Origin of the sequence: Neorhizobium alkalisoli, from assembly GCF_002968635.1 — a bacterium.
GTDB lineage: Bacteria > Pseudomonadota > Alphaproteobacteria > Rhizobiales > Rhizobiaceae > Neorhizobium > Neorhizobium alkalisoli.
In genome coordinates this window covers 221,830-236,349 of sequence record NZ_PVBN01000005.1, presented here as the reverse complement: position 1 = coordinate 236,349, position 14,520 = coordinate 221,830, and the positions used below count along the sequence as shown (strand labels likewise).

At 61.8% G+C, this 14,520-nt stretch carries 16 protein-coding genes; 9 read left to right on the top strand and 7 right to left on the bottom strand.

The features are described 5' to 3' along the window. Nucleotides 1-121 precede the first annotated feature (121 nt). Nucleotides 122-1,126 (top strand): 2-hydroxyacid dehydrogenase, encoded by a 1,005-nt coding sequence (locus tag C5L13_RS13535; protein ID WP_105383804.1) that lies wholly within the window; start codon nucleotides 122-124, stop codon nucleotides 1,124-1,126. On the opposite strand, the gene C5L13_RS13530 is transcribed toward C5L13_RS13535, so the two are convergent. From C5L13_RS13530 to recF, 3 genes are read right to left on the bottom strand one after another with little or no spacing between them, the layout of a single operon-like run. After that, nucleotides 1,127-1,600, bottom strand: coding sequence for a GNAT family N-acetyltransferase (locus tag C5L13_RS13530; protein ID WP_105383958.1), 474 nt, complete (start codon nucleotides 1,598-1,600; stop codon nucleotides 1,127-1,129). A gap of 11 nt (nucleotides 1,601-1,611) precedes the next feature. Further along, nucleotides 1,612-2,382: a molybdopterin-synthase adenylyltransferase MoeB gene (locus C5L13_RS13525; protein WP_105383803.1), complete on the bottom strand. Its 771-nt coding sequence runs from the start codon at nucleotides 2,380-2,382 to the stop codon at nucleotides 1,612-1,614. A gap of 36 nt (nucleotides 2,383-2,418) precedes the next feature. Beyond that, nucleotides 2,419-3,543, bottom strand: coding sequence for a DNA replication/repair protein RecF (recF, locus tag C5L13_RS13520; protein ID WP_105383802.1), 1,125 nt, complete (start codon nucleotides 3,541-3,543; stop codon nucleotides 2,419-2,421). A gap of 631 nt (nucleotides 3,544-4,174) precedes the next feature. Between recF and C5L13_RS13515 the strand changes: the two genes are divergently transcribed. Beyond that, complete coding sequence (locus C5L13_RS13515; protein ID WP_105383801.1) at nucleotides 4,175-4,705, top strand: cupin domain-containing protein; 531 nt, start codon at nucleotides 4,175-4,177, stop codon at nucleotides 4,703-4,705. Beyond that, complete coding sequence (locus tag C5L13_RS13510) at nucleotides 4,698-4,904, top strand: SlyX family protein (RefSeq protein ID WP_105383800.1); 207 nt, start codon at nucleotides 4,698-4,700, stop codon at nucleotides 4,902-4,904. The genes C5L13_RS13515 and C5L13_RS13510 overlap by 8 nt, the downstream gene beginning before the upstream one ends. Nucleotides 4,905-4,907: 3 nt before the next feature. Here C5L13_RS13510 and C5L13_RS13505 read toward each other — a convergent pair whose 3' ends face one another. Further along, on the bottom strand, nucleotides 4,908-6,086 hold the full coding sequence (locus C5L13_RS13505; RefSeq protein WP_170117265.1) for a low temperature requirement protein A: 1,179 nt from the start codon (nucleotides 6,084-6,086) through the stop codon (nucleotides 4,908-4,910). A 183-nt stretch (nucleotides 6,087-6,269) separates the two neighbouring features. Between C5L13_RS13505 and C5L13_RS13500 the strand changes: the two genes are divergently transcribed. After that, nucleotides 6,270-6,851 carry a LysE family translocator gene (locus tag C5L13_RS13500; protein ID WP_105383798.1) on the top strand — a complete coding sequence of 194 codons (582 nt, stop codon included), beginning with the start codon at nucleotides 6,270-6,272 and terminating at the stop codon, nucleotides 6,849-6,851. Nucleotides 6,852-6,905: 54 nt separating this feature from the next. Here C5L13_RS13500 and dnaJ read toward each other — a convergent pair whose 3' ends face one another. From dnaJ to C5L13_RS13485, 3 genes are all read right to left on the bottom strand, one after another. Then, nucleotides 6,906-8,042 (bottom strand): molecular chaperone DnaJ, encoded by a 1,137-nt coding sequence (gene dnaJ / locus C5L13_RS13495; protein ID WP_105383957.1) that lies wholly within the window; start codon nucleotides 8,040-8,042, stop codon nucleotides 6,906-6,908. A 95-nt stretch (nucleotides 8,043-8,137) separates the two neighbouring features. Continuing rightward, nucleotides 8,138-10,039, bottom strand: a complete 1,902-nt coding sequence (gene dnaK, locus C5L13_RS13490) for a molecular chaperone DnaK (RefSeq protein WP_105383797.1) — start codon at nucleotides 10,037-10,039, stop codon at nucleotides 8,138-8,140. A gap of 194 nt (nucleotides 10,040-10,233) precedes the next feature. Continuing rightward, a complete protein-coding gene (locus C5L13_RS13485; protein WP_105383796.1) occupies nucleotides 10,234-12,627 on the bottom strand; it encodes a transglycosylase domain-containing protein in 2,394 nt (797 codons plus the stop codon). A gap of 212 nt (nucleotides 12,628-12,839) precedes the next feature. Here C5L13_RS13485 and C5L13_RS29005 point away from each other — a divergent pair, with 212 nt between their 5' ends. From C5L13_RS29005 to C5L13_RS13460, 5 genes are all read left to right on the top strand, one after another. After that, nucleotides 12,840-13,013, top strand: coding sequence for a hypothetical protein (locus C5L13_RS29005; RefSeq protein ID WP_170117264.1), 174 nt, complete (start codon nucleotides 12,840-12,842; stop codon nucleotides 13,011-13,013). A 130-nt stretch (nucleotides 13,014-13,143) separates the two neighbouring features. Then, the gene (locus C5L13_RS13475) at nucleotides 13,144-13,326 is read left to right on the top strand and encodes a hypothetical protein (protein ID WP_105383794.1); all 183 of its coding nucleotides are present in this window, start codon (nucleotides 13,144-13,146) and stop codon (nucleotides 13,324-13,326) included. Between the two features lie 140 nt (nucleotides 13,327-13,466). Then, nucleotides 13,467-13,679, top strand: a complete 213-nt coding sequence (locus tag C5L13_RS13470) for a hypothetical protein (protein ID WP_105383793.1) — start codon at nucleotides 13,467-13,469, stop codon at nucleotides 13,677-13,679. A 93-nt stretch (nucleotides 13,680-13,772) separates the two neighbouring features. After that, complete coding sequence (locus C5L13_RS13465; protein WP_105383792.1) at nucleotides 13,773-14,009, top strand: hypothetical protein; 237 nt, start codon at nucleotides 13,773-13,775, stop codon at nucleotides 14,007-14,009. 75 nt (nucleotides 14,010-14,084) lie between these two features. Next, a complete protein-coding gene (locus C5L13_RS13460; protein ID WP_105383791.1) occupies nucleotides 14,085-14,282 on the top strand; it encodes a hypothetical protein in 198 nt (65 codons plus the stop codon). Nucleotides 14,283-14,520: the final 238 nt, after the last annotated feature.

Below are 14,520 nucleotides of genomic sequence, written 5' to 3'. Positions count from 1 at the left end.
ACGCAGACCGTGCGAGGTTTTGTTTGTCTTCGCCAACGGGTCTGGTAGAAAACGCCCTGGATGAACCCGAATATCGCGCGACTTGGTTAAGGACCTCCTAAAAGGCCAGACAGAGAGCTGCATGACGGCGAAGAAGAAACCCACGGTTTACATTACTCGCAAGCTGCCGGACGCGGTGGAAACCCGCATGCGCGAGCTCTTCGAGGCCGAACTCAACACCGATGACACCCCGCGCTCCCGCGATGAGCTCGTGGCCGCGATGCGGACCGCCGACGTGCTGGTGCCAACGGTGACCGATCGCATCGATGAGGCGCTGATCGAGGAAGCCGGTCCGCAGCTGAAGCTGATCGCCAGCTTTTCGAACGGCATCGACCACATCGACGTGGATGCCGCGGCCAAGAAGGGCATCACCGTCACCAACACGCCGAATGTCCTCACGGAGGATACGGCCGACATGACCATGGCGCTGATCCTTGCGGTCAACCGCCGGCTGGTGGAGGGTTCGCGCATCCTGACCGACAAGCCCGGCGACTGGGGCGGCTGGAGCCCCACCTGGATGCTGGGGCGGCGGATCTGGGGCAAGCGGATCGGCATCGTCGGCATGGGCAGGATCGGAACTGCGGTGGCGCGCCGCGCCAAGGCTTTCGGCCTGTCGATCCACTACCACAACCGCAAGCGGGTAAACCCGGCGACGGAAGAGGAACTGGAGGCGACCTATTGGGACAGCCTCGACCAGATGCTTGCCCGGGTCGACATCATCTCGGTCAATTGCCCGTCGACGCCCGCGACGTTTCACCTGCTCTCGGCCCGCCGGCTGGCGCTGATCCAGCCGAGCGCGATCATCGTCAATACCGCTCGTGGCGACATCATCGACGAAGCGGCGATGATCCAGCTTCTGCGCGACCACAAGATCTATGGCGCCGGCCTCGACGTCTACCAGAACGAACCGGCGGTGAACCCGAAGCTCGTCAAGCTCGCCCATCAAGGCAAGGTCGTGCTGTTGCCGCATATGGGCTCGGCGACGCTTGAGGGGCGGATCGACATGGGCGACAAGGTGATCATCAACATCCGTACCTTCTTCGACGGGCACCGGCCGCCGAACCGGGTGCTCCCGGGCCGCAACTGATCAGGCAAGCCGCTTCTGCATTTCGATCGACGTCACCCTGTTATAGCCGGGATGGGAGTTTTCAGCCGTCTTTTCGAATCCCCACTTTGAGAAAGCCAGATGGTTGCCGGCGAGTTCGATCCGGGTCTCAAGCCGCAGCACCGGCAGGCCATTATTCCTGGCGGTCTCCTCCGCCACCGTCAGCAGCCGTCGGCCAAGTCCTCTTCGTTGATGGGCGGGGGCAATGGCGAGCTTGCCGACATAGAGAGAGGCCGGTTCCAGCTTGAAGAAGACGCAGCCGATGAGCTTTCCGTTTTCGACGGCCGCAAAGCCGATCTCGTCCCGTGCCTTCTGCGCCAGGGAAGACGGCGTCAGCCGGTGAGCGGAAGACGGCGGGTCGATCACCTCGTCCATATAGGCGAAGGAGGCCACGATAAGCGCAAGAAGCTCGTGCCAGCGGCCGAAATCCTCGCCGATCCGGACGATCTCGATCATTTCGGGGTTCGTCATTCGGCGGCAGCTCTTGCCGTGCGGCGCTTGTACTTGATCACGTCGAAACGCGCCGAAAGCGCATCGTAGAGCATCAGACGACCGACCAGCGGTTCGCCTATGCCAGCGATAAGCTTGATCGCTTCCATGGCCATCAGCGTGCCGATGACCCCGGTAAGCGTTCCGAGCACGCCCGTTTCCGCGCAGGACGGGATCAGGCCTTCCGGCGGCTTTTCCGGGAAAAGATCTCTATAGGTCGGATTGAGCGAACCGTCTCGCCCGGCCTCGTAGGGCTTGAGCACCGTCAGCGATCCGTCGAAGCGACCGACCGCGCCGGTGACGAGAGGGATTTTTTCCAGTTCGGCGGCATCGGCGGCCGCATAACGCGTATCGAAATTGTCGGAGCCGTCGATCAGGAGCGTGAAGCTCAGCAGGTGCCGCGCCGCCCATTCCACCGAAAAGCGCTCCTCGAAATCCACGATCCGGACATGCGGGTTCAGCCGCGCGAGCGTCTGCCGGGCGCTTCGGGTCTTCATCTCCCCAACCGTGCCGGTATCGTGAATGACCTGTCGCTGCAGGTTGGAAAGCGAAACGCGGTCATCGTCGATGATCCCCAGTGTACCGACACCGGCTGCGGCGAGATATTCCAGGATGGGCGCCCCAAGGCCCCCGGCTCCGATCACCAGCACGCGAGAATTCTTGAGCTTCTGCTGCCCCGTGCCGCCGATCTCCGGCAACAGGATGTGGCGGCGGTAACGTTCGATTTCTTCAGGCGTCAAGCTGTCCATGAGGACATCATAGCACCGCCGGTAGATCCGTGTAACTCAGGATGTGACAGCGCCGTGGGTGACCGTAAAGAATTGCGCGCGGTCGGAGAGGGCCGAAAACATGCTCCGGTCCGTGCCGGTCATGAAGGCCTGGCCGCCCAGACCGTGAACCAGGTCGAACAAAGCGGCGCGGCGGCCTTCGTCGAGATGGGCGGCAATCTCGTCGAGAAGCAGGACCGGCGCATAGCCGGTCATATCGGCGGTCAGCCGCGCATGCGCCAGCACAAGGCCGATCAGCAGAGCCTTCTGCTCGCCGGTCGAGCAACGCTCGGCCTCCATGTTTTTTTCCCTGTGCCGAACCAGCAGGTCGGAACGATGCGGGCCGTCAAGGGTACGGCCGGCGGCGGCGTCACGCCCGCGGTTGATCCGCAGCATTTCCAGATACTCCTCCTCCAACTCGGCCGCGGGACGGTCGAAGGAGCTATCCATGAAACCTTCAAGAGCCAGAACAGGAGTCGGAAAGGGTGTCTCGCCGGACCCGGCCGAGAGCGTTCGCAGCAGGCCCAGCATTTCCTGCCGGGCGGCAGCCATCGAAATGCCGAGACCCGCCATCTGGGTTTCGATACCGGAAAGCCAGGCGGGGTCGAAGCGTCCTTCGGACAGCAGCCGGTTGCGGCTGCGCATGGCGCGTTCGAAATCGCTCGCGCGGCGACCGTGAGCAGGGTCCAGCGACAACACCAGTCGGTCGAGAAATCGCCTGCGATCGGCGGAAGGGCCGGTAAAGAGGCCGTCCATCGCGGGGGTCAGCCAAAGGACGCTCAGGTGATCGGAAAGCTCTTCCGTCGATTTCGCCGGCGTCCCGTTGATCCGTATCTTGCGGGCGACGCTCTCGCCATCTGCAGCCTCGATGCCGGTGCCGATCGCGACTTCGCCTTCCATGCCGTCGACGCCGGCGAAGATGGTAAAGCCCCCGGATGCTCCGACGCGGCTGACATCGGTGAGCACGGCGCGGCGAAGGCCGCGTCCCGGAGAGAGAAAGGAGACTGCTTCCAGAAGGTTGGTCTTGCCGGCGCCATTCTCGCCCGTGAGCACCACGTGCCTGCCATCGAGGGTCAGCGACACGTCCGCGTAATTGCGGAAGTCGGTGAGCTTGAGCCGGGAGAGAAAAGTCTTCTGCGCCATCGGAATTCTTGTTCGTTCTGGGACAGGAGCTAAGGGCTCGGGCGAAGGAACGCAAGCGTTTGCCTTCACGCGACAGCTTTTGCCCGTGTTTTGGAGAGCCCACACGAATGCGGAACCTCATTGGAATTGTATAGTGTGGCTCCGCATTCGCGTGGCCTTCGGCGTCTTTTCGGAACTTCCGGTCCCTACAGGTGATCACCTCGCCTCGCTGCGTGGCTTCATTTGCGATTTCCTTTCGGGAAACCTTGCCACTTGGACGGCTATACCGAACCGGACATGGCTGTCCGGGGGAGGCTTGATAGGAATGTTCGTCTTTCGACGAGCACTCCGTGGCTTTCACCTCTTCCACCGTCCCCGCACGTTACGGTTTTGATGAAAGCGCCGGCTCCCGCCTGCCCGCGAACGTCTCGCGAAACACTCCGGCGACGGAAGCGGAGAGATTTTAGGCATGGGTGCGGAGGGTGGGATGAACAAAGAGACAAGCGATTGAGAACATTGAGGCTGCGTACGCATTTCCTGCCCGCGAGCGGGCTTGTCGCATCACCATGGCTATCGGCGGGGCGTGAGAGATCAACATGGACCCGTGGGTTTCTCTCGGCTAATGTCGCGCGGTTTCCGAAGGAGGCCGCGTATGACCGATAAAGACCGCTCCTGCATCGTCCATTGGGCGGAGATCGAAGGACCTGACAACAAGCGTTACAGCGGCGACGACGAGCTTATGGCGATCGGCGCGCCGCTGGCACGGCATCTGGGGCTGACGCGACTAGGCATCCATCATCTCCGCGTGCCTCCCGGCCGCCGCACCTCTTTTCCGCATGCCGAAAGCCTGGAGGAGGAGTTCGTGTATGTTATCGCGGGCACGCCGGAAGTATGGCTGGATGGGGAAGTCCATCGGTTGAAACCGGGTGATTCTGTCGGCTTTCCCGCCGGCACCGGGCTCGCGCATACCTTCATCAACAACTCGGACCAGGAGGCCGAGCTGCTGGTAATCGGCGAGGCAAACAAGGACGAGAATCGCATCTTCTATCCGAGAAACCCCGAACGGCGTGCGATGCGATCCGACTGGTGGGAGGATGTACCGGAGCGGCGGCTCGGCTCTCATGACGGCATGCCGGATACCGTAAGGGTCTGGAAAGCAACGAAGGGATCTTCGGGTGAGTGATAACGAAAGGCTGGTCAAGCTGGAGGAGCTTGCCGCGCACCAGGCCAAGGTGATCGAGGAACTGTCCGACCAGCTCGCCGAGCAATGGAAGGTCATCGAGCAGACCCGCGCCAAGCTCGACCGGCTGACGGAGCGTTTCCTGTCGCTGGAGGAATCGTCGCTCGAGGCGCCGCCGATCACCAGGCCGCCGCATTACTGACGATCAGGCGGCGGCACGGCGGAAGCGCCTGAGTGCCACATATTCCCACAAGGCCACGAGAAGCAGGATTGCCGCGGCGATGCCCTGCATCGTGAAGTTGGCGGCGAGCGGGACAAGCAGGAATGCGCCGAAAAGCAGACAGATGCCGACCACATGCGAATAAGGCAGCAGGCGGGACGACGCTTTCTTCATCCAGATCACCCCGGCAAGAAACAGGATTGGCCCGCCGAGCTGGGCGAGCGCGTGATGATAGGATCCGTGTTCGAGAGGATGGGACAGACTGAATTCTTCTCCGACCGCGGTCAGGATGATACCCGCAACGATCGGCAGGTGGCCGTAGGTGAAAAGGTATTGAGCCGTCGTCTGCGGTTCGCGGCTTTCCTCGGCCTTGTCGGCCGCCTTTTCCTGGCCGTCATGGAAGTAGATCCACCACATCAGCACCGTGGTGAGAAAGGCGAGGCACAGGACGAGCGGCGTGCCGCCGGCGTCGAGATGGCTTGACGCGTTCTTGCCGGTGGTCACGATGGTTTCGCCAAGTGCGATGATGACGAAGAGCGCGCAGCGTTCGGCAAGATGCTCCCCGTCGATATCCAGGGTTTCCGCCGGTGAGGCTCCGATTGCCGGCAGCCAGTAGCGCAGCGCCGGACCGGCATATTCGAAGGCGAGTGCTGCCATCCACAACACGACCCGCAGATGCGGCTCCGATAACCCCCCTGCAATCCAGAGAATGGCGGAGATGACAAGCCAAATGGTGATCCTGAGGAAGGTCATGAAAGAGCCGGCGTCTCCTTGCCGGAAGGCGTAGAGGGCAAAGAGAGACCGGCTGAGCTGCATGGCCGAATAGGCAAGCGCGAAAACGAGGCCCTGGTCGCCGAATGCCCTCGGTAGTGCGATCGCCAGCACGATCCCGAAGAACATCAGGGTAAACAGCAGCAACCTGACGGGTGCGAGTTCCGTATCGAGAAGGTTTGTCACCCAGGTCGTGTGAATCCACACCCACCAGAGGGCAAAGATGAAGAGCAGCGCTTCGGCCGCGATGCCGAAGGTGAAGTCTGCCGCGAGCGTCTCGGAGAGCTGGATCAGCGCAAAAACGAAGACAAGGTCGAAGAAGAGTTCGGGAAAGCTCGCCTTCGTCTGATCCGGATCATCTTTTCGAAGCCAGTGGCGCGTGCCTGCCGCCATGAATTTTCCCCCACACATATGACTTTGGCCGCCGAGAAGGCTCCCGAACGATTAGATAGGGCAGGTGGCGCAGGAGCGAATGACGAACCTCGGGATTGGCAGCCGGGCGAGGTTGATCGACGTCAACTGAAAGTGCCGAAAAGCTGGTAGAGCAGACGCGACACTCGTTTCCTCAGGCCGATCATGACCCTCCTGCAGTTCACCTTCGCCATTCTGCTGCTCCTCTGCACGCCCGGACCGACGAACACGCTGATGGCGCTCGGCGGGTTTTCCCGCGGCTGGGCAAGGGCGCTGCCGCTTATCGCGGGCGAACTCGGCGGCTATCTCGCCGTCATCGTTCCGGTCGCGACGGTCGCCGCACCATTCTTCACCGCTTATCCTCAGGCCTCGCTGATTGCCAAGGCGGCAGCCTGCGTCTGGGTGCTGTGGCTGAGCTACGGGCTATGGACCTCGGAAAAGAAATCTGGGAGCAGCGTCGAAATTTCGCTGCGCCAGGTCTTCCTCACCACGCTGCTGAACCCCAAGGCGCTGATCATCGCGCTCGTCATCATGCCGCACGGCGGCCCCTTGGAGCTTCTGCCGTGGCTTGGGCTGTTTGCCGGCCTGGTGCTGCTGGCCGCCAATGGCTGGATACTGTTCGGCAGCATGCTCGGCCGCGCGGAAAGGTTCGAGATCAAGCCGGTTCTGGTGCGTCGCGTGGCGGCGGCATGCCTTCTGGTGTTTGCGATGATCCTCACCACTTCCTCCATCCAGTCGCTCGCATAAAAAACGCCGACCCTTGCGGATCGGCGTTCTTGATTTCAAATCTGCCCGCGAAGCTCAGTTCTCGAAGAATTCCTTCATCCGGGCAAAGAAGCCGGTCGATTCGGGATTGTTCTCCTTGGAGGAAATCTGTTCGAATTCCTGCAGCAGTTCGCGCTGCCGCTTGGTGAGCTTCTGCGGCGTCTCGATCTGGATCTGGATATAGAGATCGCCCGTCTGCGACGAACGCAAGACCGGCATGCCCTTGCCCTTCAGGCGGAACTGCTTGCCCGGCTGCGTGCCTTCCGGCACGGTGACGCGGGATTTCGTTCCATCGAGGGTCGCAACATCGAAGGTGCCGCCGAGCGCCGCCGTTGTCATCGAGATCGGCACGGCGCAATAAAGGTCGGCGCCGTCGCGCTGGAAGAACTGATGCGGCTGAACCGACAGGAAGATGTAAAGGTCTCCCGCGGGTCCGCCGCGTGCGCCGGCTTCGCCTTCGCCTTGCAGGCGGATGCGGGTGCCGTCCTCGATGCCGGCCGGGATATTGACCGACAGCGAACGTTCTTCCGTCACCCGGCCCTGGCCGTGGCACTTGGTGCAGGGATCGGTGATCGTCTGGCCGCGGCCGTGGCAGGTCGGGCAGGTGCGTTCGACGGAGAAGAAGCCCTGGCTCGCCCGCACGCGACCCGAGCCCTGACAGGTGGCACAGGTTTTCGGCTGGGTGCCCGGCTTGGCGCCGGAACCCGAGCAGAGGTCGCAGGTGATCGAGGTCGGAACCCGGATCTGCGCCGTCTTGCCGGCATAGGCTTCTTCGAGCGTGATTTCCATATTGTAGCGAAGATCGGCACCGCGTTCGCGTCCGCCGGACGACCGGCGCGCACGACCGCCACCCATCATTTCGCCGAAGATGTCTTCGAAGATGTCGGAGAAGCCGCCGGTCGAGGAGAAGCCGCCGCCGCCAAAGCCGCCACCGCCCATTCCGCCCTGTTCGAAGGCGGCATGGCCGTAGCGGTCGTAGGCCGCCCGCTTCTGGGGATCCTTCAAGGTCTCGTAGGCCTCGTTGAGTTCCTTGAACTTCTTTTCGGCTTCCGCGTCGCCCGGGTTCTTGTCGGGATGATATTTCATGGCGAGCTTGCGGAAGGCGCTTTTCAACTCCTTCTCGTCAGCTGATCTGCCGACACCCAGCGTTTCGTAAAAGTCTGCTTTTGCCATGGAGGTAACCGGCTCCGGAAAGGATTCCGGCTGCACGAGGGCAGCCGGATACGCTGTCAACTATGGTCGAGGTATTGCCATCAGGCAATCGACGATCAAGCCGACTTCTTATCGTCCTTGACTTCCTCGTAGTCGGCATCGACGACGTCGTCGTCCTTGCCGCCCTCGGAGGCGCCACCTTCCGCCTGCTGGGCCTCATAGATGGCCTGGCCGAGCTTCATGGAGACTTCCATCAGGGTCTGTGTCTTCGCCTGGATGTCGTCGGCATCCGGCTCGGCGGCCTCGACGGCGGTCTTCAGCGAAGCGATCGCATCCTCGATCGCCTTGCGGTCGGTCTCGGAAACCTTGTCGCCGTATTCGTTGAGCGACTTCTCGGTCGAATGCACGAGGCTTTCGGCCTGGTTCCTGGCTTCGACGCCGGCACGGCGCTTCTTGTCGGCTTCGGCATTGGCCTCGGCGTCCTTGACCATCTTCTCGATCTCGGCGTCGGAGAGACCGCCGGAGGCCTGGATGCGGATCTGCTGTTCCTTGCCGGTGCCCTTGTCCTTGGCCGAAACCTGGACGATGCCGTTGGCGTCGATGTCGAAGGTGACTTCGATCTGCGGCATGCCGCGCGGTGCCGGCGGCAGGCCGACGAGGTCGAACTGGCCGAGCAGCTTGTTGTCGGCGGCCATTTCGCGCTCGCCCTGAGACACGCGGATCGTCACGGCCTGCTGGTTGTCCTCGGCGGTCGAGAAGACCTGGGACTTCTTGGTCGGGATCGTCGTGTTGCGGTCGATCAGGCGGGTGAAGACGCCTCCAAGCGTTTCAATTCCGAGAGAGAGCGGGGTCACGTCGAGGAGCAGAACGTCCTTGACGTCGCCCTGCAGAACGCCGGCCTGGATGGCGGCGCCGAGAGCGACCACTTCATCCGGGTTGACGCCCTTGTGCGGTTCCTTGCCGAACAGCTGCTTGACGACTTCCTGGACCTTCGGCATGCGGCTCATGCCGCCGACGAGAACCACTTCATCGATTTCGGCTGCGGTGACGCCGGCATCCTTCAGCGCTGCCTTGCACGGCGCGATGGTGCGCTGGACGAGATCGTCGACCAGGCTTTCGAACTTGGCGCGGGTCAGCTTCAGCGTCAGGTGCTTCGGACCGGAAGCGTCGGCGGTGATGAACGGCAGGTTGATTTCGGTCTGCTGCGAGGAAGAGAGTTCGATCTTGGCCTTTTCGGCAGCTTCCTTGAGGCGCTGCAGAGCGAGCTTGTCGTTCTTCAGGTCGATGCCCTGATCCTTCTTGAACTCGGCTGCAAGATATTCGACGAGACGCATGTCGAAGTCTTCACCGCCGAGGAAGGTGTCGCCGTTGGTGGACTTCACTTCGAAAACGCCATCGCCGATTTCGAGAACGGAAATATCGAACGTGCCGCCGCCAAGGTCGTAGACGGCGATCGTCTTGCCGTCCTTCTTGTCGAGGCCGTAGGCGAGAGCGGCAGCGGTCGGCTCGTTGATGATGCGGAGGACTTCGAGACCGGCGATGCGGCCGGCATCCTTGGTGGCCTGGCGCTGCGCGTCGTTGAAGTAGGCCGGTACGGTGATGACGGCCTTTTCGACCTTTTCACCGAGGTAGGATTCGGCTGTTTCCTTCATCTTCTGAAGGATCATCGCGGAAACCTGTGCGGGAGAATAGTTCTTGCCCTGAGCCTTGACCCAGGCGTCGCCATTGTCGCCCTTGACGATGTCGAACGGGACGAGGCTCTTGTCCTTCTCGACGGTCGGATCTTCGTAGCGGCGGCCGATAAGGCGCTTCACTGCAAAGAGGGTATTGGTGGGGTTGGTGACTGCCTGGCGCTTGGCCGGCTGGCCGACGAGGCGTTCGCCATCCTCGGAAAATGCGACCATGGAGGGCGTGGTACGCGCGCCTTCGGCGTTCTCGATCACCTTCGCATCTTTGCCGTCCATGATGGCGACGCAGGAATTGGTGGTTCCGAGGTCGATGCCAATTACTTTTGCCATTTCTTCTCTCTCCTTTAAGCGAACCGTCGGAACCCCCTGCAGGCATTCCCTTGACAGTTCCTCGACTGGGATGGTTTCGCAGCATCGGCTGCGGTCATGGGGTATATAAGGACGGGTTTTTCGGACTGCAAGGCGAGAAGTCGCGCGTATCCCAGCAAATATAAGACTTTGCCATGCGCCTTTGCGAAATCGCTTTATTGCCCCATGAGGATGTCGAAAAGCGTCGTCTGCCGAGGCTGCCGCGCCGAGGCGCTGGCGCCGACCTCGCCGGGCGGGACGGGACCGCGGCCGACCTCCATGGGAGGACGTGGCGCAGGCGTGTCGTAAGGCCCGCGATATTCCCGGTAATCGCGCACTGGAACATCGGCAGGTGGGACGACATCGCCGTATCGGTTGCTACCGCCATAGGCTGAATCCTGGGCCGGGGCACGCGGAGCCGGCGGATAGTCCGGAGGAAGCTCCTCCTGCGGGCGACGCGCCGCACCCGGCAGAATGCCCGAAATAATGTCGCCGATCGTGGTGGGCTCCGCATCCGGCTGAACGGCCGGCGGCGGCAGATCGAGGCTGCGTCCGGTGCCGAAGAGAGGGGTCGGCGTATAGCCGTTCATGGCCGCCGTCATATATTCCTTCCAGGCCTTCGCGGGCAGTCCGCCGCCGGTCACCTTCTTCATATAGGTGCCGTCGTCATTGCCGAACCAGATGCCGGTCGTCATGATGCTGGTATAGCCGACGAAGAGCGCGTCACGGAACGACTGGGTGGTGCCGGACTTGCCGGCCGCCTGCCAGCCATCGAGTCTCGCGGCCTTGCCGGTGCCCTCGTTGATGACGCGGCTCATCATGCTGTTCATCGTTGCCGCGACGGGCTCGCTCAAGACGCGGGGCGGATTGGCATAGTCCGCTTCGTAGAGCACCTTGCCTTCGGTATCGACGATGCGCTTGACGATATGCGGTGTAGCCTTGTAGCCGCCATTCATGAATGCGCCGTAGGACGAGGTCAGTTCGACCAGCGACACCTCCGAGGTTCCGAGCGCGATGGATGCATTGGACTGCAGCTCCGACTCGATGCCGAGCCGGTGAGCGAGACTGATCACATTGTCCGGCCCGACCTCCATGACCAATTGTGCGGCGATGGTGTTGAGCGACTGCGTGAGGGCGGAGGCAAGGGTCACCTCGCCGCGGTATTTCTCGTCATAGTTTTCCGGCGTCCAGTTGCCGATCCTCACAGGCGCATCGTTGCGCACGGAATTCGGCCGCGCGCCAGCCTCCAGGGCAGCCGCATAGACGAACGGCTTGAAGGCGGAACCCGGCTGGCGTTTCGCCTTGACGGCGCGGTTGAACTGGCTCGTCGCATAATCGCGGCCGCCGACAAGGGCGCGAATGGCGCCCGTCGCATCGACGGAGACGAGGGCCGCCTGCGAGGCATTGAGCTTGCCGCCTTCCTTCTTGAGGACGTCGTTCAGGGCCTTTTCGGCGGCCTGCTCGAGACGCAGGTCGACGGTCGTCTCCACGACGATATCCGCCTTCGGCTCTCCGATCAGGCTTTTGACTTCGTCGACGACCATGTCGGCAGCATAGTGCTGGGCACCGGACCAGTAGCTCTTGGCCTTTGCGGGCGGCTGCGACATGGCGGTCTTCAGGTCGCTATCGGTGACGTAACCTTCTTCCCGCATGGCGCCGAGCACGACCTGAGCGCGAGCCTCGGCGGCTTTCGGATCGCGAGCGGGCGAGAGGCGGGAGGGCGCCTTGAGGAGGCCGGCGAGCGTCGCCGCTTCGCCGAGATTGGCGTCACGGGCGGATTTGTTGAAATAGCGCCGCGACGCCGCTTCCACGCCATAGGCATTCGACCCGAAGAAGACCCGGTTCAGATACATGGCCAGGATCTGGTCCTTGGTGAACTTGTGCTCCAGCCAGAAGGAGAGCAGAACCTCCTGGATCTTGCGCTCAAAGGTGCGCTCCGGCGAGAGAAACAGGTTCTTGGCAAGCTGTTGCGTGATGGTCGAGCCGCCCTGGATAGGCCGGCCGGTCAGGTTGTTGACGAGGGCGCGCGCAAGACCGAGCGGATCGACGCCAAAATGATAATAGAAGCGCCGGTCTTCGATGGCGATCACCGCCTGCGGCAGGTAGGGCGACATTTCCTCGAGCGCCAGCGCTTCGCCGCCGGTCGTGCCCCGGTTGGCGATGACCGAGCCGTCGACGGCCGTGATCTTCATGTTCGGCGGCCGGTCGGGAATGGCCCAGGAACTGGCCGACGGCATCTGCGCGCCATAATAAAGGACGAGGCCCCCGACGCCGATGCCGGCCCATATGCCGAGTACCAGGCACCAGTAGACAAGAGTCCGCAAGGGCGAAAAAAGCCCGCCTTCGGTGCGGCGGCGCGACGGTTTGTTGCGGGATGGACGGGCGCGCTCGGATTGTCCGGACCGGGCGCCGCTTTCGGAGCGTTCCTCGCCGCCCTGCTTCGGGGAGCGCTTGCCGGGCCGACCATTGCCGACGATCCGTTCCTCCGCGTCGAGGCGTAAATCGTCGTTCTGGCGCGAGCCCTCGAAGGACGGCTCGACGCGTTTGTCTGATCTGCCTCTGAACCCCATAATGAGCTGGCGTACCCCCGTCACTTCGCCTGCGGAAACAGGCTCTTACTCGATTGTCTCGTCGCCCAGGCCACTGCTGGACTCTAAATGCGGCGATTTAAGGAGGGGTAAAGGCAGGATTATCCGTGCCGGCCTCACAAGCCTTCAAATATGGAGTGGCTTGACTTTGGCTCGTATTTGTGAGAACAAAGAGAGAACAAATGGAGTTGCCGATGACCAGAGCAGAACAGGTTATTGAACGCGCCATGGCCGCCGTCGCTGCCTCCCGGGCAATCCGTGAGGCTGAAGCCGAGCGCCGGCGTGAGACGTTTCAGAAAATCCAGATTGCCAATCAGCGCCGCCCGAACCTCCCCAAGGGTATCCAGCTTCCTCTGGATCTTCACTAGCACTCGGCGGGGCCATGCGGGGTAGATCGATTCGCCAGCTTGATTTTTTTCTCAAAAAAAGCCGATTCTTCCGGGAACAATAAGAAGAGTTCCGCGTTTTGACGGATTCCACCTTGGAGGAGGGGAGGAAATGATCAAGATTGTCGAAGCGGTCGTGCGTAATGGCGACCAGCGCGTACCGGTCGGGCTGGTGAGCATCAAGCAGGCGCTCGAGATGCCCGAAAAGGAAAGTTTCGAATTCAGTCATCCGGCTTACGAAGCCGGCAAGACCGATATTTTTGTGAATCGTGAGACGCTCTCGAAATTGATGTAGCCGGCTGAATGCAATCAGCCGGGCATGGGAAATTTGTGGATCTTGCTGTCTCCAGGCGGCCGGAAACGCGGATTCGTGATTTCGGGTTCATCGCTGTATCGGGTAAATTTCAGGCCGCAACCATAGCGAAGGAGAATGATATGAAGACATTTCTCGTTGTCGCCGCCGTACTAGGCCTTTCGTCGACCGCAGCCCTTGCGGAATGCGCCGGCCACAATGTCACGGCGTCTGCCAAGGTGGACAAGGAAATCACCACGGCAAGCATTGCAGCTTCTGCCGCCGACAAAACCAGTGAACAAGCAGTCCTCCTGAAGCGTCAGCAGACGGAAGAAGAGGCTGAGGTCACGGAATAATCGGCCTGCCCGCGTCGGCTTCTGCAGGCGCGGGTTTTCGATGCCTTGGAACCTCCTTTCCCGCGCTGGGTTGTCTCTGCAAAGGAGACGATAATGGCCAGGAAATCATTGGGCACGGGCTTTACCGGCGATATCACCCAGGAAACAGGCGTCGCTGCCAAAGCGAGGACCGCAGTCGATCGTGTCAGGGACGAAGCCGGAATGGTGGCGGCCCATGCGGTGGACCATCCGGCCGCCACAGGCTCCGCGATTGCGGCCGTTGGCCTCCTCGCCTTTACGGTGGGTTACATGATCGGCCTGTCCTCCTCGCCGCGCGATCGGCGCTGGTAGCGATATGCGGGCGAAAGATTGCGGAACCGGGATTGATTTGGCCCGTTGGACTCCCTGAACAGGAAGGAGTTCCCCATGCCAAATCGTGACCCTATTCCGACGCCGGCCCCGGAAACGCCGCGGGGACCGACACCCACGGACGGCATTCCAGACAGGACCCAGGAAAAGCCGCCGCTTACCCCCGCGCAAAACCCGGGAGATACCAAAAATCCTCAGGATCCGACGCTTGATCCTGCTCTTCTGCCGATCGGCGATCCCGCCGGTATGGCCTGATCCAATAAATAGTTTCGGGCCTGTCCGGCCGCCCCGGGCAGGCTCGCCTAGGTGGAATCCCTTACGGATCTACCCCAATATTGTACCCGTTTTAACTTGTTGTTGCTAATCCATTAGAAAAGGCTCACGGTTAATAACCTTTGGTCGGAAAACGTTACCTCCCCAGCCCGGCAATGCTGGCGCAAGACTGCGGCATTAGAAGCCGGCCTCCAGTCGGTGCCGCCGTTGCGACAGTGGG